21 protein-coding genes and 1 pseudogene are annotated in these 18,972 nt (G+C 45.6%); 7 read left to right on the plus strand and 15 right to left on the minus strand.

What is annotated here, in order from left to right; genetic code table 11:
• Positions 1–7: 7 nt before the first annotated feature.
• Positions 8–1,018 carry a zinc-dependent alcohol dehydrogenase family protein gene (locus ACFPOF_RS28120; protein ID WP_378138712.1) on the minus strand — a complete coding sequence of 337 codons (1,011 nt, stop codon included), beginning with the start codon at positions 1,016–1,018 and terminating at the stop codon, positions 8–10.
• Positions 1,015–1,860: an SDR family NAD(P)-dependent oxidoreductase gene (locus ACFPOF_RS28125; RefSeq protein ID WP_378138713.1), complete on the minus strand. Its 846-nt coding sequence runs from the start codon at positions 1,858–1,860 to the stop codon at positions 1,015–1,017. The genes ACFPOF_RS28120 and ACFPOF_RS28125 overlap by 4 nt, the downstream gene beginning before the upstream one ends.
• Positions 1,861–2,151: 291 nt before the next feature.
• Between ACFPOF_RS28125 and ACFPOF_RS28130 the strand changes: the two genes are divergently transcribed.
• Positions 2,152–2,808 (plus strand): TetR/AcrR family transcriptional regulator, encoded by a 657-nt coding sequence (locus ACFPOF_RS28130; RefSeq protein WP_378138714.1) that lies wholly within the window; start codon positions 2,152–2,154, stop codon positions 2,806–2,808.
• A 177-nt stretch (positions 2,809–2,985) separates the two neighbouring features.
• On the opposite strand, the gene ACFPOF_RS28135 is transcribed toward ACFPOF_RS28130, so the two are convergent.
• Positions 2,986–3,570: a TetR/AcrR family transcriptional regulator gene (locus tag ACFPOF_RS28135; protein ID WP_378138715.1), complete on the minus strand. Its 585-nt coding sequence runs from the start codon at positions 3,568–3,570 to the stop codon at positions 2,986–2,988.
• Positions 3,571–3,718: 148 nt separating this feature from the next.
• On the opposite strand from ACFPOF_RS28135, the pseudogene ACFPOF_RS28140 reads away from it, so the two are divergent.
• Positions 3,719–4,408, plus strand: a pseudogene (locus ACFPOF_RS28140) (SDR family oxidoreductase).
• Between the two features lie 155 nt (positions 4,409–4,563).
• Here the strand turns inward: ACFPOF_RS28140 and ACFPOF_RS28145 are convergent.
• From ACFPOF_RS28145 to ACFPOF_RS28165, 5 genes are all read right to left on the minus strand, one after another.
• Positions 4,564–5,469, minus strand: a complete 906-nt coding sequence (locus tag ACFPOF_RS28145; RefSeq protein WP_378138716.1) for an NAD(P)-dependent alcohol dehydrogenase — start codon at positions 5,467–5,469, stop codon at positions 4,564–4,566.
• 23 nt (positions 5,470–5,492) lie between these two features.
• Positions 5,493–6,194: a DUF4386 domain-containing protein gene (locus ACFPOF_RS28150; protein WP_378138717.1), complete on the minus strand. Its 702-nt coding sequence runs from the start codon at positions 6,192–6,194 to the stop codon at positions 5,493–5,495.
• Between the two features lie 4 nt (positions 6,195–6,198).
• Positions 6,199–6,426, minus strand: coding sequence for a helix-turn-helix transcriptional regulator (locus ACFPOF_RS28155; RefSeq protein WP_378138718.1), 228 nt, complete (start codon positions 6,424–6,426; stop codon positions 6,199–6,201).
• A gap of 1 nt (position 6,427) precedes the next feature.
• Positions 6,428–6,874, minus strand: a complete 447-nt coding sequence (locus ACFPOF_RS28160) for a hypothetical protein (protein ID WP_378138719.1) — start codon at positions 6,872–6,874, stop codon at positions 6,428–6,430.
• A gap of 148 nt (positions 6,875–7,022) precedes the next feature.
• A complete protein-coding gene (locus tag ACFPOF_RS28165; RefSeq protein ID WP_378138720.1) occupies positions 7,023–7,580 on the minus strand; it encodes a TetR/AcrR family transcriptional regulator in 558 nt (185 codons plus the stop codon).
• A gap of 138 nt (positions 7,581–7,718) precedes the next feature.
• Here ACFPOF_RS28165 and ACFPOF_RS28170 point away from each other — a divergent pair, with 138 nt between their 5' ends.
• The gene (locus ACFPOF_RS28170; protein WP_378138721.1) at positions 7,719–8,648 is read left to right on the plus strand and encodes a DsbA family protein; all 930 of its coding nucleotides are present in this window, start codon (positions 7,719–7,721) and stop codon (positions 8,646–8,648) included.
• A gap of 85 nt (positions 8,649–8,733) precedes the next feature.
• On the opposite strand, the gene ACFPOF_RS28175 is transcribed toward ACFPOF_RS28170, so the two are convergent.
• From ACFPOF_RS28175 to ACFPOF_RS28190, 4 genes are all read right to left on the minus strand, one after another.
• Positions 8,734–9,381: a TetR/AcrR family transcriptional regulator gene (locus tag ACFPOF_RS28175; protein ID WP_378138722.1), complete on the minus strand. Its 648-nt coding sequence runs from the start codon at positions 9,379–9,381 to the stop codon at positions 8,734–8,736.
• 28 nt (positions 9,382–9,409) lie between these two features.
• Positions 9,410–10,093: an NAD(P)H-binding protein gene (locus tag ACFPOF_RS28180; protein WP_378138723.1), complete on the minus strand. Its 684-nt coding sequence runs from the start codon at positions 10,091–10,093 to the stop codon at positions 9,410–9,412.
• A gap of 30 nt (positions 10,094–10,123) precedes the next feature.
• On the minus strand, positions 10,124–10,942 hold the full coding sequence (locus ACFPOF_RS28185; RefSeq protein WP_378138724.1) for an oxidoreductase: 819 nt from the start codon (positions 10,940–10,942) through the stop codon (positions 10,124–10,126).
• A gap of 823 nt (positions 10,943–11,765) precedes the next feature.
• A complete protein-coding gene (locus ACFPOF_RS28190) occupies positions 11,766–12,398 on the minus strand; it encodes a TetR/AcrR family transcriptional regulator (protein WP_378138725.1) in 633 nt (210 codons plus the stop codon).
• Between the two features lie 165 nt (positions 12,399–12,563).
• Between ACFPOF_RS28190 and ACFPOF_RS28195 the strand changes: the two genes are divergently transcribed.
• A complete protein-coding gene (locus tag ACFPOF_RS28195) occupies positions 12,564–13,133 on the plus strand; it encodes a hypothetical protein (RefSeq protein ID WP_378138726.1) in 570 nt (189 codons plus the stop codon).
• On the plus strand, positions 13,130–13,789 hold the full coding sequence (locus tag ACFPOF_RS28200; protein WP_378138727.1) for a GNAT family N-acetyltransferase: 660 nt from the start codon (positions 13,130–13,132) through the stop codon (positions 13,787–13,789). The genes ACFPOF_RS28195 and ACFPOF_RS28200 overlap by 4 nt, the downstream gene beginning before the upstream one ends.
• A 371-nt stretch (positions 13,790–14,160) precedes the next feature.
• Here ACFPOF_RS28200 and ACFPOF_RS28205 read toward each other — a convergent pair whose 3' ends face one another.
• The 3 genes from ACFPOF_RS28205 to ACFPOF_RS28215 all read right to left on the minus strand — a co-directional run bounded on the left by ACFPOF_RS28205 (position 14,161) and on the right by ACFPOF_RS28215 (position 16,860).
• On the minus strand, positions 14,161–14,703 hold the full coding sequence (locus ACFPOF_RS28205) for a hypothetical protein (RefSeq protein WP_378138728.1): 543 nt from the start codon (positions 14,701–14,703) through the stop codon (positions 14,161–14,163).
• A gap of 23 nt (positions 14,704–14,726) precedes the next feature.
• Positions 14,727–15,494, minus strand: a complete 768-nt coding sequence (locus ACFPOF_RS28210) for an immunity 51 family protein (RefSeq protein ID WP_378138729.1) — start codon at positions 15,492–15,494, stop codon at positions 14,727–14,729.
• 526 nt (positions 15,495–16,020) lie between these two features.
• Positions 16,021–16,860, minus strand: a complete 840-nt coding sequence (locus ACFPOF_RS28215) for a Cof-type HAD-IIB family hydrolase (RefSeq protein WP_378138730.1) — start codon at positions 16,858–16,860, stop codon at positions 16,021–16,023.
• Between the two features lie 218 nt (positions 16,861–17,078).
• On the opposite strand from ACFPOF_RS28215, the gene ACFPOF_RS28220 reads away from it, so the two are divergent.
• Both ACFPOF_RS28220 and ACFPOF_RS28225 read left to right on the plus strand, forming a co-directional pair.
• Positions 17,079–17,666, plus strand: a complete 588-nt coding sequence (locus ACFPOF_RS28220) for a TetR/AcrR family transcriptional regulator (RefSeq protein WP_378138731.1) — start codon at positions 17,079–17,081, stop codon at positions 17,664–17,666.
• Between the two features lie 136 nt (positions 17,667–17,802).
• Positions 17,803–18,972 (plus strand): MFS transporter, encoded by a 1,170-nt coding sequence (locus tag ACFPOF_RS28225; protein ID WP_378138732.1) that lies wholly within the window; start codon positions 17,803–17,805, stop codon positions 18,970–18,972.

The following is an 18,972-nucleotide window of genomic DNA, read 5'->3' on the forward strand; positions in this document are numbered from 1 at the left end:
CGAGATTTTAGATTTGGACAACGATTTTACCGAAATATTGCTTTCCTTCAGCCAAGAGCGCGAATGCTTCTCCAATTCGATCCAGCGGGAATACATGGTCGATGACGGGATGTAATTGATGATGGGCAATCGCTCGATTCATGTTTTCAAAGTGATCTCGGTTGCCGACCTGACTGCCGCGAATAATTGCAGCTTTCTGCAAGATGCCGGTGACATCGTATTCTGGAATGGTCAAGCCTGATAAGAATCCGACCATACTCAAGGTCCCTCCAATGCGAAGCGCATTTATGGATTTGACCATCGTGGCCGCTCCTCCAACATCCAGAACGTGATCGACGCCGCCGGTCAGCTCTAAAGCTGCCTTATCCCAATCGGGAACTTCCGAATAGTTGATCGTTTGCCATGCGCCGAGAGCTTTTGATCGTTCCAGCTTGGCGTTGCTGCTCGATGTGATGATAGCCCGTGCTCCAGCCATCAGAGCGAATTGAAGCCCGAACAGGGAAACGCCGCCTGTTCCTTGCAGCAGCACGGTATCGCCCGCTTTCAAACCACCGTATTCGATTAGCATGCTCCAAGCGGTTAATGCAGCGATCGGTAAGGTGGAGGCCTCCTCATAAGTGAGGTGATCGGGTATAGGGACGACTCCGTCTTCATGTAGAACGACATACTCGGCCGCTACCCCGTTCAACGGGCCTCCCAGACTTTCCTGTAACACCTCCGGTCTTGGGTTGCCGGCAATGAATCGCTGCTGAAAATTTCCCGCTACACGGTGTCCGACCTGAAACCTTGTTACTCCTTGGCCAACGGCTACAATTTCCCCCGCTCCGTCTGACAATGGAATAAAGGGAAATTTGACTTCGATCGGCATTAATCCGCTGAGGACCACTAGGTCCCGGTAATTGAGAGAAGCTGCCCTCATGCGGATCAGTACCTCCTTAGATCCTGGCGTTGGTATGTCCAGCTCCGCCATGGTTAATTCCTCGAAACCGAAGCCGTTTTTCAGTTGTATAGCTTTCATCGAATTGTCCTCCCTGCAAGATCAGATTGATTACCCGGATTCATATTATTGCCGCTGGATCCTTCGCGCGGACGAATCATGCTTCCAACAAGCCGAAGACTTTGCTTTCGTGTAATGAATCGCGATAACTGCGCCCCGAGATAATTCTGCACGCCCGGAACGATATACACTTTCCCTTCCTTCAACGCACGAAGCGCAACCTCTACGACTTTTTCCGGAGTGTCTTTCTTTCCGACGGCGGCTTCTTCCGCTCCTACGACATTAAAGAAACTCGTGTCCGTCGCACCGGGACAAAGCGCGAAGAATTTAATGCCGCGGTCGCGGTTTTCAAACCATAACGCTTGAGTAAACGACAGGACGAAAGCTTTCGTTGCCCCATATACGGCCATATAGGGAAGTGGTTGAAATCCGGCGGTTGAAGCAACATTGATAACTGTACCTGAGCTTTTGCGCAGCATGTCCGGCAAAAACAAGTGGGTCATATCTACAACAGCGGCGACATTGAGCATCACTTCTTCATGTTGACGCTCGCCTGACACTTGTTCAAACAAACCATGCGTAGCAAAGCCTGCATTGTTGACCAGCAGTTCGATGTCCACTTTCAAAAGTCGACATTGCCGATATAGCTCGCTGGGTGCGCCTTCTTTCGCAAGATCCATAGCGATAACCTCAGCTTTGATGCCATACCTCTTACTGAGCTCTGATGCCAAGCTCTCAAGCTTGCTCTTCGAACGAGCCACGAGTACTAAATGGCTGCCTTGTTTGGCCAGTTGTCTCGCGAATTGCTCTCCAATACCGGAAGATGCTCCCGTAATGAGCGACCATTTACCTTGAATAGTCATCTCGCCTCTCTCCTTTTTAGATACTGTGTTATAATATAGAAACAGTGTTACCGGACGAACAGAAGTCACTCCCCGTTCTTAAGGAATTTGATAACCATCGCACCATTTGGTAACAGTGTTTCCGTTCGAGTTCATTGTATTCCGGCTTTTCATGAAAGTCAATATGATCTTTGAATATCCTTGAACATCTTCCGTTTCATTGACAACCGCTCAACAACTGTATAAAATTCCTTGCAAGAGCGCCAGAAACCTTGTTTCCTGACGAAAACTTGATAACCGAAGGTGATGATTATGAGCGATCAAGATATCTCCTCCAATGCGAACTCACGAGTGTTGAAAACCTACCAAGAAGCCCGCTTGCAAAATATCGAAAATCTCCGCAAGCTCGTTGTTGACGCTGCGGCAACGCTCTTGCAAGAAGAGGGTCCGGAAGCTGTTACGGTGCGCAAAGTATCGCAGAAAATGGGTTGCTCGACAAAAATCATTTATAACTTGTTTGTCAATAAAGAGGGATTGGCTCAACAGCTGTATCTGGACGGTTGCAAGCTTCTCGCTAACGAATTCGAGGGGACGCAGCAAGCTGCTGATCCGAAGCAGCATTTGCACAATTTAGGCGAAGCCTTTTGGCAATTCGGGCATCGTTACTCCAGTTATTATAAACTGATGTTCGGAGGCGCATTCGCAGATTTCAAACCGGACGAGGAAAGCCTAAATGGCACCGTAACGGCCATGCGGCAATTATTGACGGTGATCAGCAATGCGCAGAAGCAAGGTCTCATTCCCGGCCAGTATGACACTGAATTAGTTATCCGCATATTCTGGGCTTCGCTCCATGGCGTCATTCATCTTTACATGGGAGGACACTTAGGAGATGCACAATCGGCGCATGCGGTATACAGGCAAACGTTGTCTTTAATTGTCAGTTCGTTATTGCCGGATAATCGATGAATTGCATACGCCTGCGCTGCATGTAGCTGGTGATTATGCCTCGTAAAAGTTGACAAGCTCTTCCCTGTTTAGGCGAAGAGCTTGTCTTTTTTTACAAGGCACCGATAGGTGCCTTTTTGAAGTTAGACGGAGGTTGGAAGCGACGATACTTGTGCCGTTCATCCTGTTCCAACAGCATCAGCCTCGCATAATAATATGAGCCGTAATGGCCTGCACGAACGGCTCGTCGAGCGACGCATGGCCGTTCAGCAGCCGGTACCAGATCGGCCCGTAACAGAGGTCAGCGAGCAGCTCCAGATCGGCGTCCTTCTGCAGCTCGCCTCTTGCGGCGCCGCGCTGCAGAAGAGCGATGAGCATTGCCCTACGAGAGGAGATGAATGACTCGCGGAATATCTGCGCGAAGCCGTCGTCGAACTGGGCTTCCGCCATCAAGCTGCGCATGATCCCACCGGCGCCCTGTGTCAGCGAGCGGCAAGTATCGCCGATGTAGAGAAGCAAGTCCGATTCAAGCGAGCCTGTATCCGGAACCCCTACGTCATGATGGGCTTGCTGCCTCATCACATCCATGACGATGGAGGCGATGTTTGGCCACCATCGGTACAACGTGGGCTTGCCTACGCCCGCCGCCTTGGCGATGCCTTCCATTGTAAGCTCCTTGTAGGCCGTCGTCTGCAGCAGCTGGCGAACTGCCGTTAACACCGCCTCCATCGCTTGCTGACTTCTTGGGCGGCCGGGTGCCGGTTTGACTTTATGTATATCCACAAATAACCCCTCCAGGAAAATATTTTAAAGTGTCTATTTACATTACGTTACGTACCGTATTATAATTCAAACAAGCAAACAAATCAATCGGTACATATAGGAGGAAATGAGCATGGGAAAAGGGATTCAAGGGCAACGCATTATTATTATGGGCGGCACATCCGGTATGGGACTCGCATCTGCACAGATGCTTTCAGCTGAAGGAGCCGAGGTCGTCATTACAGGGCGGGACAGCGCCAAGCTTGAAGAAGCACTTCGGCAGCTCGGAGGCAACGCTTCGGGCGAGTGTCTCGATGCGAGCTCCCCGGAAGCGGTCTAAACATTCTACGAACGCCAAGGCTCATTCGATCATCTCATAATATCCGTGTCCGGCGCTAAGGGAGCTGGGAACTTCCGTGAGCTCGCACTGGATGATCTGCGCGGCGGCTTCGAGGCCAAGTTCTGGCCGCAGCTCACGGCAGCCCAGCTGAGCTTGAACACGATCAGCGCGAACGGCTCCATCACGTTCATTACGGCCATCTCCGCCCGTAACGTTTCGCCGGGGACTTCCGGCCTAGCTGCCATCAACGCAGCGCTGGAAGCGATGGTGCCCAATCTTGCGCTCGAGCTTGCGCCGCTGCGTGTCAACGCCGTTTCACCAGGTGTCGTCAACACAGCCTGGTGGAATTGGCTGCCGGTTGAGCAGCGCGAGGCAGCGTTTAACGGCTATGCCGAAAATACGCCGGTCGGTCGGGTAGGCGCACCCGATGATATTGCCAAGGCCATCGCCTATCTGGTCGACAATACTTTTGTAACCGGAACGGTTCTCGAAGTGGACGGCGGCTTGCGATTGAAATAATTCGGTCTGTCCGAATGCAGCAAACCGAATCTTCCGCATATGCCGGCGTACATGCGCTGCGTGGCAATGCGTCACAAAGCAGGCAGTCCCATCAAGGACTGCCCGCTTTCGCTCTACTTGTGGTACGGTTCCCCGCGCTGTCACTAGCGGCAAGTTTATCTCACAGTTACGACGACATTCCCCTTCTTATGTTTTTGTTCGACATAGCGATGGGCATCGGGAATTTGTTCCAAAGAATAGCGTCTATCGATGACTGGCTTAATTTTACCTGCCTCAAGCAGCTCTTGAAGGAAGATGAGGTTTTCAACACCGGGCTTTTGTGACATATGCACACTCACATATTTTCCGTTCGTACGAAGTGCTTTTTTGAATGTCGATTTATTGATTTGCGATATCTGTTTCCCAACGGCATCAAAGATCAGATCATAGCTTTCTCCAAGCTTCGTGAAATCCTGTTTCGTATAATCTATAGCCCGATCGGCTCCTAAAGATCTCACCATCTCAAGATTGGCCGTACTGCATACCCCTGTTACATCTGCCCCGTAATATTTGGCAATCTGCACCGCATAAGTGCCCACACTTCCAGAGGCTCCATAAATAAGTACCTTCATCCCGCTCGTAATATTCCCTGTCCTAAGAAAATTCAACGCGCTTATTCCCCCGATGGGAACAGCGGCAGCCTCCTCATAGCTCACATTGACCGGTTTGATGACCACCAATCCATCTTCAGGCAAACATTTATACTCGGCATACGCACCGAAGCCAAAACCACAAGACGCGAATACTTGATCACCGATCTTAAATCGTGTTACATCTTTGCCTGCGGCTTCAACTTCCCCGGCTAGCTCAAACCCCAATATCGTTACTTTTCGGGGCCTTAAGAGACCATTGTACAGTCTTGCAAGGAATGGGTCGGCCTTTCGCATGCGCCAGTCCCCCGCCGTTACCGTAGTCGCATATACTCTGATCAGTATTTCATTGTCCTTGGGTGTAGGTTTTTCTACCTCCTTCAGATGAAGAACATCGGGAGATCCGTATTGGGCATATACAATTGCTCTCATACTTGCCCCTCCTTGATTCCATTCTAGTGTTTGCTTGAATGGACTGCAGATTCATTAAACCCTTTCGCGATGAGCCACACCGCAAGGGTCATTTCATTAGCGAATATCGGAAGCGCCAAGATTGCCCCCCAAGCAGAGACTTGCTCAATGACCCCGAACATTTCTAATAAGGCTGCAAGAAAGATCAATGCCGACCCTGTTAAACCCAATATGGGGATGAACCTGGGTACAAGCTTTGACTTATAAAAGATATAACTATACATCACCGTATTAATCCCTAGAAAAAAATTAGGCCCAAGTAAAAATGTATAGTCATGCACGGCTTTTAGCACCGTACCCGAAACCTGATAGGACGCGATATCCGGGGCCCCCGCTGCTACATAGTCCCTGCTTAAGGCCAACAGGGACAGTACGCTGATGACCCCTACCGTAATAACAATGGCCTCCAAAAACCGGAAACAAACATGCCAAAGAGCAATCGTTTTATTAAATTTCCGTAAAAAAGGAAACATAGTGGTTGCAGTGCCTACCGCCGAAATGACAAGTATCAATTCCATCACCGCACCAAGCACTACCTCGTTAGCGTGCGCGGAACCTTGAATCAGGTAATCGGGATCATTTAGGATTGGTTTATATAAGATAAGCCCTCCTATGATTGATGTAACGGCCGCAAGGATAAACAGAACACCTACAATTTTTGATGCTGTCTTCGTTGAGAAATCCATCTCATCATCCCTCCTCTGAGTTTTCTCCGTAAAAGAATACCTCTTCCAACGGTAATTTAAAGGCGTGAGAAATACGAAAAGCCAGTTCCAGGGACGGGGAGTAATTCCCCTTTTCAAGGGCCACGATTGTCTGTCTGGTTACACCTACCTTGTCAGCCAGCTGCTGCTGGGTCATTTCGTTATGGTCGAAGCGTAATTTGCGGATATAATTGCCGACAAGATTTTTACCCATCTTAGACTCCTTTCTTGTAGTGAAACAGTCTCGTTAGGGATCCGGTTACGTCAGATAGAAATCCGGAGACGATCAGGATGATGAACATCACTTTCGAGGGCTGATCGAAGTTCAAGGACCCCATGGCAAGAAGAAAACCAAGTATAAACACCAAAAAAGAATTGCGGAAAGCTTTCAAATCAATAAGCTTATCAAGTTCATCCGCGAATGAAGGTTCCTTTTCACCTGTCGTCATTCGAAAGAAGATGTTAAAAATAATGCTGATCACGATATGCGCCGCAATGGAGACCAATGTCAAAACGAGGACGAAGGACCCCCAGTAATGGAAGATTTCCTTTGAATCCATTACCCCTTCAGGATACTGCGGGTACCTATACAGGCAATAAGCTGCAAAAATGAGTATGGAACTGATTAACGATACGATGCTCTTCTTTTCTTGATAAGTCATATACGACACCGCCTTCATAAATGTCAATCCAACTAAACATAATGTATACTAAACTTTACATAAAGTCAACTTGGTTATACAAAAAATGCCGAATCACATAGGTCGTGATTCGGCTTGGGCGATTACTTGCCGTTATTTATGATACGGTTCAGCATTCAATCCCAGACATCAGAAAAGGAATGGCTAACTTGATAAATTGTTCCGGCGATAATTCCTTACTATTTCTCCTCCACTCCACAGAAGCACCATAAACGCCCCAACTAAAAATGACAGCTGTAATTTTTAGAGATTCATCTTCTTCAGTTGTACGTTGTTTTCGCAACATTCCATAGAAAATGATTTCAAGTTGTTCCCTAATAATACGGGCTATGGTCTCATCGTATCCTCTATGGCACCGACTGGATAAAGCTCTTTGAAAATCCGTTATGGCCACGAAGATATCAATAATCGATGCTTCATTTAGTTCGCTTTTCTCGAAGTCAATGGCATTCAAATTAATCAATAAAACTTCCGATAATACCTTGTCCAACAAGTCATATATATCTTCAAAGTGATAATAGAACGTTGCACGATTAATCTTAGCCTCTGTTGTAATATCCTTAACGGTAATATCCTTGAATTCTTTTTTACCTGAAAGTTCAATAAAAGAATCCATGATTACCTTACGAGTTCGTAAAATTCGGGGATCCGTCTTTGATTGAGTCATATCATGTCCCCCCAACTTTTTAAACAATTGTATCAATGTGTTGCATAAACGACAAATGGAATGATCTATTGGTGTTCCGGTAGATTTTATATGGCTAGAATATGATTGTAAAACTAAGCGATGGGAGGATAAACGAAAATGGCGAACGATAATCATATGATTTGTGATTTAGAGACAGGCGTATGCGGAGTAGCCGGGGAAGAAGAAATGGAGATGATCGATTTTAATCAACCCCAAAAATCCATTGAAGTTTATTATGTAACGGATCCGATCTGCTCTCACTGCTGGGCGCTTGATCCTGTTCTTAGGCGATTTAAGGAGCAGTATGGACATTATTTTAACTTCCATACGGTAATGGGCGGACTGCTGGAAAAATGGGGTGATGAGCCTGTCGACCCTCGTAACGGTATATCAGGACCGGCTGACGTCTTCGGCCACTGGAGAGAGGTTGGAGAATATTCGCGCATGCCGATTGACGGTTCACTGATGCTCAACGATCCAGTTCAATCCTCTTACCCGCCTTCTCGTGTATTTAAAGTGATTCAAAAAAATTATAACGATGCATTAGCCTATAATTACTTAAGACGATCACGAGAAGCTCTGTTCGCATTTAATCGAAATATCGCCGATGAATCCATCATGATAGACATCGTTAATCAGCTTGGACTTGATGGAATAGCGATTGTCCAAGAAGCCGAGCAACAATCCGGCCAATCATTATTGAATGAAGATTTTAGCCTCGCTAGAAGCCTTGGAGTTAGGGGTTTCCCGACGATCATTATGATCAATGAGGAAAATAAAGGGTTGAAAATCGTAGGTAGTCGTCCATTTGAGTCCTATGTTGAGGGCCTACAACAAATTCTAAATACGGAAGAAGTACAACCAAAACAACAACCACCCCTTTCTAACTTGATTGAAAAAGAAAAGCTACTATTTTCTAAAGAAATTGAAGTTATGTATGATATTGAAAAACCCGAAATCAACGCTTTTGTTGAAAAAGAACTTTCACCAAGCAGTTATCAAGTGAAGGAACTTCTAGGGGAATCCTATTTTACAACGAAGAAATAATAATGGAGCAAAGACTTCAAATAATGTGTAGCTGCTGCTACTTCATTAGAGTTTGAAGGCCATCCTTTGCGGGATGGCCTTCTTCTCATGTGGTATATCCATCCAAATATCGCTGCATAGTCGATAAGACATCTGCTCTAAAGTCTCGCGTAAAACCAACCAGCCCTTTTTCCTCAACGAGATTCGTTAGTTCTACAGGGTAGCTTGCCGACAACTTACACCCAATAATAATAGATGCCTGAGCATGGAAGATGTCCATCACATCGCTCTTCGTTAACTCACCATATTTACAGAGTAGAGATGTCATTTCCATCATTTTTGAGTACAGATCTGTTTTCATCTTCAAGAGCAATTCAGCATCAATATTTTTTTCTAACACAGCCGAGCGCATTGCTTCTAAGCGAATATATAATGGCTTTTGATCTACGAGTTCAATAAGTTCAGTCATGATAAGACGTTTAAAGTCACCGAAACTTTTTACTGGTGTCTCGCTTATCAGTTCCGTGAGACGTACAAGCCTTTTTTCATACTCCCTGCACAGCAAGCTAAAAAATAATGCTTCCTTTGTATTAAAGTAGACGAACAGAATACCTTTCGACACATTCATCTCTTTAGCTATATCAGACATTTTGATCTGATTGTACTCTGTTGAAATAAACATCTTCGCTGCTTGATCAAGAATCGCCTGAACTTTCAAGGCTTTTGCTTCATCCGTCATTGCACGTTTTGCCATACATTTTCCTCCAACTCAAATCCAAGGGTCAAACCGTTGCAGCAAGTGCGCATATCTCCTCGGAATCTAGAACTTCCAAACTCGGTCCCTCTCTACGCGCTGCTAAGATCATTGCTTGAGCCACTTTCCGACTCTCGATTGCTTTGTATCTAGCAAGCGGCCCGATCATTAGAGCGCCGAACATTCTAAAAATAACGATTGCTACACGCTCACCAGGACGATTCTCTGTACGGTCACCGAACATGAGAGAAGGCTTCAGCACAACAAGACGTGAGAGCCCAAGGAGAGCCAAATCCCGTTCTGTTTCTCCCTTTACTCGGTTGTAGAACATTCTCGACCGCTCGGACGAGCCCATTGCTGATACGATTATAAATCTTGCTGCACCATTTTGGCGAGCTATCTGTCCTAGCGACAAAGGATAGTCATGGTCGACGCGGCGAAACGCTTCCTGGCTGCCCGCTTGTTTAATCGTCGTTCCGAGCGAACAGAAGACGTCCGCGTCCTTAAATAACTCCCCCTCCACTTCCTTCTCCATGCGGTCAAACACAATGTGGCGCTCTTCCAGCTTAGGATGAGACAATCCGATCTCCCGGCGCACAAGTACAACTACTCGATTGTACGCCGGATGATTCAGCAGCATCTTTACGAGCTCTCGTCCGACGAGCCCCGTCGCGCCAGCAACGATGGCCGTGGCACCTCGGCTTTTTTTCATAAAATTAGTCCTCCGTAGAAAAAGGTCCTTCTAACTAAATCTTTTGATGATTTTATCGAACATACGATCACTAAAAATAGTTTTAAGGAATACCATTGGCTTCGCACCAAAACCAATCAGATAGCGTGTCTTCGGTCTTTTGACAGTTACAGCTTTACCAATACAGCGTGCTATGGCCTCTGGCTTTGTGAGAAGTGTTCCAGTGTAAGTCTTGACCATATTATCAGCCGACTTATTTGCCGCTTTCTCATATGCACCGTCAACAGATACCTTCCGAAGATTCTCAGCGGCAATGATTCCCCAATCCGTTGCGATTCCGCCTGGCTCCACTACAATGACATCTATGCCAAATGGCTCGACTTCCATTCGAAGACAATCCGAAAATCCTTCAACGGCAAACTTTGTTGCGTGGTACCACCCGCCAAAAGAAGTCCACACCTTACCACCCATGGATGAAACATTAACTATTTTGCCGAATTGGTTCTTTCTCATACTTGGCAATACAAGCTGGGTCATTCGTGCAAGTCCAAAAAGGTTAACTTCAACTTGGCGTCTAGCCTCTTCCATCGGAACATCCTCTACCGCTCCATACGAACCGTAGCCTGCATTGTTCACTAGGACATCAATTTGTCCTTCTTTCTCCAGAATTTCATTCACACAATTCACCATAGACTCTTCATTGGTTACATCTAAAGAAATTGTGTGTATTCCTAAATCGGAAAGATCCTTCATCTTTTCTGTCCGCCGAGCAGCACCGTAAACGATAAAGCCTCTATTTTTCAACTCGATTGCAGTCTCTTTTCCTATACCTGCAGAAGCTCCTGTAATAAGTGCAACCTTTTTTTTCATGTTGGTACCCCCAGTTCATTTAATTGACCTGAAGTCAATTATAAATGACTATGGGTCAATTGTAAAGGATGGTCTCTTCCCATGAACTCACGCCCGACTTAAGTAACTTTTGGAATGCATATTATATTTTTGATTTAGAACCAAGACCGCTTTCGCAAGGAAGGGGCTGTCCCAAAAGTGTTCGCATGACAGGCGAACATCCCTACTCATACGTGAAAGGACCTCACTTCCACCACTTCAATGTGGGGGCTGAGGTCCTTTCTACGACGTTACAATCGACGAACAACCGACGATTGCTTTGAATGAGCGTCGAACGATTAACAACTGGACGAGCGTGTGTGTATGAAAATTCGTACAAAATCGGGAGGATCGGCGCCCGGACGGGGCATGTGTATGAAAATTCACACAAAATCGGGAGGATCAGCAACTGGACAAGCGTGTGTATATGAAAATTCGTACAAAATCGAGCAGATCCGCAACTGGACGAGCGTATGTGTATGAAAGTTCGTACAAATTCGGGCAGAACGGCAACCGAACGGGGTATGTGGACGAGAAACACGCGAGCACAAAAGATTGCAAAATGGCTTTTGGGACAGCCACTTCACTTTCAGCTTTGTCCGGTCAGGCCATCGATACATTGCACCTGCTCGGGGTACTTATCCTGCAAAAAATTATTCATCGATTGACCGCTCGGAGTCTGATTTCTCGAACATCGGAAACGTCGCGCCACATCCTATCCTACCTCCTCAGAATTCCGTACTGTTACTGAATCATAAATGAGAAATCCTTATTGGTAAAATACATAATAAAAACACCGCATCCTTTAAAATGCGGATCCGTTTTGACTTTCGTCCTGCGCCTGCTGCTGCCCCCGTCCTGCTAACCCATAGAAAAACAACTCTATCAATTGATCCATGCTCAGGGTTGTCCGTTCTTGATTCGATGCCTCCCAATGCCGGCCCAGTTCATTCTTGAACATCGTAAAGTAGCGCATCATCATCTCTTCTGTCTGATCTATACGAATATAACCCTCTTGTTTCCCGAGGGCGACAAACTTCCTAACGAATTGTGCGACCTTCTGCTCGCTATAGTTCTCCATCATTTGCATCAATCCGCTTAACTCGGAGGATGGGGCTTTCGGAAGCTCATCCGCTACAATTTTAATGTTCTTGGCCTCCAACAGCATGATTTCTTTAGTCTTCTCAGGAAAGGATAATTCGGAATCAAGAATGTCCTCACACACTGCCAGCTGTTTGTCCATCCAGTTCATCAGCGAATCGGTGTAGAGCTGTTCTTTCGTACCAAAGTAGTTATATATAGTAGCAGGGGATACCTTCGCTTTATGCGCAATCTCATTTACGCTGACCCTCTGAAAGCCGTGCTTGAAAAAAAGCTCACAGGCTGCGTTGTATATTTGCTCCATCTTTTTCTGTTTTCGTCGTTCGAAGCCGTCCATTATCTTCACCTCATATGTAATGTAACCAAATTTGTAGAGTATTTCAACAAAATCAGTACAAAACATTGAATTCATAAATTTGTGTAGTTATAATAGTTTTGTAGTCATTCGATCTATTCAATACATAATTTTACAAACAATTATTCATGATGGGAGTGTAAGGAGATGAAACAAATACGGATTCCTTCTTATTTGCATGATGTTTTTGGAGAAAAACAGACCTTTGGGTCTATTCTGGCGATACTGCTCTTTGGCGGAATACTGACTGCTGCGCTATATTGGGTTTTCCCTGAAATGACGAACAATTTGCCGGTGTGGCGCAGCACTGTAGCGTTATTGTTGATATTCGATATTTTTTCCGGATGCATAGCGAATTTTTCGGCTTCAACCAGCAACTTTTATGCGGCGAGAAAAACGAACCGAATCGTATTCATTGCAATACATTTCCATATCGTGCTTGTTGCGCTTCTTCTCCATTGCGGCATTTGGCATTCACTGGCGATTTGGGCATATACGATTATTGGCGCATTTATCGTAAATGCTCTTATCGGCAAGCGTTCGCAGCTATTCGTTGCGGGTTTGCTCTTGTCTGCCGGCCTCGGCTCCATGCCTATGCTGCCGGGAATACCGCCGTATGTACTGATCATCGGCCTATTGTTTATGCTTAAAGTACTGTTTAGCTTCGCCGTTGATCATTATGGCAAAGCACAACATGACTCCGGTGAAGCAGCATGAATACTTCGTTCAGAATTTCTAAGCTGTCTAAATCAGATAAAGCCTCATTCGTAGCACTAATGAGCAAAGCATTTTCTCGGGATCCCTTATTTCAGCATTTGTTCGGTGATCCCGAGCATGACCTTAAAGCAAACAGAAGGATGATAGCTTTTGTGTCCTTTATGTTTGATAAAAGCTTTTTACTTCATGAAGAAGTACGGGGCCTATTTGAAAATGAGAAGCTTCTCGGCGCATTTGTCGTAGAAAAGCCGCACGCAAACAAGTTTCAGAGTATAAGAGGAGGATTGTTTCTAATCGGGAGAGTGCTTCCTTTGTTGTTTTTGTTATCCTGGCAAACGCTGCGTCTCCTTAACGGCTATATGCGAGTCACAAGATCTGCTGCCCCCACATGGACGCATCATTACCTCATTATGATTGGCGTAGAGCCGGAGAGTCAGGGACGGGGAGTCGGTAAGGCGCTGCTGAAGCATCTGTTGAACATGGTAAGTGCGGATCAGAATTCATTGGGAGTCGCGTTGGATACGGAAAATGAAGAAAATGTCAACCTATATCGAAGATTTGGATTTGCCTTAAGCAGAGAGACGGAATTCAACGATTTGCCTGTTTACTGCATGTTCTATCAAAAAGACAGTTCTTACATGTCAGCGCCGAACTAAACCAAGACAGAACGGCAACTTGCATGAAGGTCATTGTCCCGCTTACTGCTAGGTCAAACCTAACTTTTAAGAAGAATGCTCTAGACAACGGATTAAAGCCGTCCAATCCATTTTCACCATAACCACGGGCCATTCCTTCAGCAAAATGATTTATTCAAACAGTTGGAAGCAGTAGAACAACAAGAATCCAACTAAACGTACAGACAATGTTTGCAGAATATAAGACCCCTTTCGCAAGGGGTCTTCGACTTTTTCAGGATTTTGAGCCAAATCTCAAAAAAAATTTCGCTCCACTTGTGATACGGTTCAGCTTAATACGGCGCGAGAGAATAAATCCCTGATTGCTCTTGTTTGACATAAAAACATCCTGGTTACGGAAAATCCAGCTCATCATCAATGACACGGAATATTTCCCTGCTCCGCACCGGATACCGGGCATCCAGTTCCTCCCACTGCCGCTTCGGTAAAATTAAAAAGTCGTGCGTATCGGAAAGATACGAGGCCTCAAATAGTCGAATTTCGTATTTGTCCCGGATCAGCTCCTGAAAGCCGCGAATCGTGATATAGCGATCATTTCCGGTAAAGGTAAGCGCAATCGAATGCAGTTGTCCATTGTAGGTAACGTCCAGTCCTTTGTCCGTAGACGTCACCTCGACCGTTTCATCTGGAAGCCGTTTACCGAACAATCGGACGATCTCCTCGTCTTCTTCTCCCCAATCTACAGTGACGCTGTATACAAAAGCAAACACAATCGGAATTTGCTCCTTGATCGCGAGCTCGTCCGCCAATTCATTCTCATCATCCATCAATTGATAGCGCTTGAGTTTTTCATGATGCTTCTCAATAAATTGTTTAAGCTGTCGCCCATCTCCATCGAATAGTAATGTCAGCTCGCTGTCGCTTGGCATTCTCATCCCAGAATCCTCCCTGTGTTCACTCAATCCAATTCGGCGCGAGAGAATAAATCCCTGATGACAGTGTCATCCTCGCAAGCATCTTTAAATCCGATTGCAAAACTTTGTAATGCCTCTCTATTGTTAGAATAAGCGCAGAACATACTCCCTTCTGGATCAAAACGTACGTCATCTGCCAATTGAGGCATTTTTTCCTTTAGAAATATAGCAGCCAGAGACCCCCAATCATAACCGTTGCCTTCAAATCCCTCATCAGCTCTTGTTTGAAAAATTTCATCTTTATAAGTACCCACATCCAAAATCATTGACACACTGCCATTATCATGCCCAACTAACAGAAACGGTTTAATTTTCTCTGCAAAGGGGTCTTTCCCTATCCCGTTATCGTGACTCAGTTCACTCTTTGCCCGTGCTGACTGCTTTGGTTTACGTTTCATTCGGCTGATTTCTGCTCTGCTCCATTCTATAAACCTCAAAGCATCCTGATCCGTGGGGTCTAGTTTATTCGCAACTTCAAATGCTCTTACTGCGTCCTCATACTGCGATAGGTAGTAGTAGGAGTAGCCCGTCCGGAAATGCCAAAGAGAATCATACTCACCTTGATTCTTGATACTCAAAAGTTGTTGCAATGCTTCATCGTAACGTTCTAAATTATTCAATGCTCTTGCCAAATGACTGACTAAATCATAATCTCTGTCCTGTTCGGCAATCAGTAAAATCTCACCAACTATTTTCTCGTACTCATTATCTTTATGCCAACGGGTTATTTGTTCCAAAAGGTCTTTGTCCATTATTCTACCTCGCCTCATCAGTCATTGCGTCCCGATCAGAATATCGGCCATCATGCCGTTGAAACCGGAACCAGCCCAGCCTGCGTTCACGCTCACTTTATTTGATACCTCATTTTTCCATACGATAGACGTAATAATTAATCAAATAGTTGCATCGCTTATTTCTGCCTTCATAAATATACACAGAAAGCCACCGAAGTAATCGGCGGCCTTATTATCGATGATTCAACCTTTGTTTTCGTTAGTAAAGCTCAAGGCCTTTTCTTCTCAAGACAGGTGATTTTAAAACTGGTTTTGTAACTGTTCAAGAGTTTGAACCAGCTGCTCAAATACTAAAGTCACTGTAAATTTCCGCTTCAGATCTATAAGCAAGCTATTATCTCTTCTTCCATCATTCTACAGTTCTCTCTATCCTTCTTGACATCCCAATTTTCGCCGTTACTTATGGTACGGTTCTCCGCGATGTCTGTAACGGCAGTTTTAGGGCCAACCCTTTGCGGAATGGCCCCTTCTTTTTAGACTCGCTCTATTCAACTCCCGTCTTCATTAGTGAATCATTATCAGGAATTGATTTCACCACAAATTTCTCAAGAGCAATAGCAACACCATCGTTATCATTTGATTCGGTAATGTGTTTTGCACAATTTTTCAGTTCAATTATCGCGTTTTCCATAGCGATCGGAAATCCGCACTTATGGAATAGTCCTAAATCGTTAAAGTCATCCCCGAATACCATCACATTTTCTGACTTCACCCCGATATCATCAAGCACCCATTGCACGGCTTCTTCTTTTGAGGCTGATTTTTGCATGATTTGAACCAATATTCCTCCATCAGTTGCGATTACGTTCAGATGATCACCGAGTTGCTCGATAACATCCATCCATGTGCTGTAACCATGAACCAATATTTTGGTTGGCGATAGTGAACTAATAAAATCCTTATCAACAACCAGGGGTTTAGGATCATTTGAACGGATACCGAAATGACTAAGTTGCGAGTCAGGAATTGGTGTACACGTATAGCATGTGTCATTGACCTCGTAATTAATTATCGATTGAGGTGCATGTAACTCGATGAAATTGTTGATCTGTTGGCTAATCTCCACAGGGATACTAATGTGCCGCTGAGATTGCTTAGACTTGCATATGGTTAGAGCACCATTGTAATAAACCAGATAGTCTACAAAAGGAAAATTCTTTACAAATTGATTAGCCGCTCTAGGCGGTCGCGCCGTGGCAACAATAATATGAATTCCAGAATCATAACATCTTTGAACGATCTGATAATTTCTAGGTGATATGGATTTGTCACTGCCGAGCAATGTTCCGTCCAAGTCTAATACAATTGCCTGTATGTCCGACATCTGCATCTCTCCTCACAAGTAATTCTTCCAATAATATCCCAGTTTTAGGAGAGATGCTAGACTCACTATAATATTAATTTTCCAGTTAGCTCAAAACTAGGTTTATCTGCTGCCCTAAGTACAAACATTCCCCCGAACAGTACCCGTTCTTATATTTGACAGATCAGTAAAGAATAAATATTATGGTTTTATTAGGCGTAGGAAGGGAGTTGAATGGGGTGAGTAAAAGCGGAAGGCCACGAGAGTTTAAAGATACCGCAGTGATCGATGCAGCTATGGAATTGTTCTGGGAAAATGGTTACGAAGCTTGCTCGACAGATGATTTGTGCAAACAAACTGGTCTTGGAAGAGGAAGCTTATATAATGCCTACGGAAGTAAGCACGAGCTTTATGAACAAGCTCTCTTACGTTACCATGAAATCGGCATCCAAGCCCAGATTGAGATTCTTCAGCGGCAAGGACCTATAAAAGACCGCCTTCGTGCTTTGTTGGATTGGGCTATCCAAGAGGACTTTTCAAACGAGAATCGAAGAGGTTGCCTATTGATCAATGCTGCAATGGAGCGTGCGCAAAGAGATCCGGTGGTCGAACGCCTATTCACACGACATGTGGATTTGCTGGAGCGGACTCTGCATCTGGCGATTGAGACAGCGCAGATGTCAGGAGAGATCTCGCGGACACATCAGGCTTCGGATTTAGTCCACCTTTTTCTAAGTAATTATTATGGACTCCGAGTGCTTAATGCTGCTCAGAATCGTGAAAGGGCCGTTCAAATAGCTAAAGCAACGTTGGAAATCGTATTCTAGCGTTGCGCTTTTTTACGGCTAATTTTCTACTGGTTAATAAAGAATTAGGGACGTCTGGACGGAACTCCATAGAAGCATTGTCACGCCCAATTTTGTACTAATCATTACAATTTGATCAGAGACTGGGGTCAATACTATGCCGTTTGCTATTTATGTATTGGGAATGATGATCTTTTCCATGACCACTGCCGAATTCACGGTGGCCGGAATCATGACTTCGTTATCGAAGGAATTTGAAGTATCCATTGCTTCCATCGGCTACCTGATATCTGCTTATGCTGCGGGGATGATTGTGGGGGGGCCCTTGTTAGCGATTGGTTTGTCCAAAGTGTCGAAGAAAAGGGCTTTCTTATTGATTTCCGCCATATTCCTCTTCGGGCAGACCCTTGGCGCGTCAGCCATCAGTTATGAGATGATGATGGTTGCCCGGATTATTACCGGCGTTTCCTCCGCTGCTTGCTTCGGCGTTTCGCTGGGCATTTGCTTTGACTTAGTCAGTCCTCAGTATCGCGGTCGTGCAGCTTCCATCGTCCTTGGCGGCTTAATGGTTGCTACCGCGCTCGGATTGCCCGCGGCGATGCTCCTCAACCAATACTTCGGATGGCGTTCCAGTTTTTGGGGAGTTATCGCACTGGTTTTACTGTCTGGACTTTTGGGCATGAAAGTGATCCCCACCACATCTGAGTCGGAGTCCGATAGTTTGCGCAGTGAAGTGGCGAGTTTCAAAAATCCAAATCTATGGGCTGCCTATGCGACCAGCCTTCTCATAATCGGCGCGACGTTTGCTGCATTCAGTTATTTTACACCCATCCTTACCGGCCTCTCCGGCTATAACACAGCGATGGTTCCGCTTCTATTAGGGATATACGGCTTAGCGACCGTCGCAGGGAACCTTGTTACCGGCAGAATTGCCGATCGATATATGATGCCAACCCTAAGCATTGGATTGTTGCTCTTGACTGTAGCGCTGATGATGTTCGGAATCTATGCCAACAGTCCGTACGTCTCTGTCCTTGCCGTCATTATGATTGGACTAACAGGAGTGACCCTCAATCCCGCGATGTCGACCCGCATCACCCGCGTGGCAGGGACCGGCACGCTTGTTACGACCGTTCACGGATCGGTTATTAGCCTCGGCATCGTCGTCGGCTCTTCCATCGGAGGACTAACTATCGATGCCGGATACGGGCTCCATTCTCCGTTATGGGTAGGTTTCATTCTGGCGATCCTGGGCTTGATTTCATTGCTTCCTGACTTAAAAAGGGCTAAAGAGCTAGCCGTCACGACGAAGAGCAAGTCTAGATGA

Source organism: Cohnella soli (assembly GCF_042655525.1).
Lineage (GTDB): Bacteria > Bacillota > Bacilli > Paenibacillales > Paenibacillaceae > Cohnella > Cohnella soli.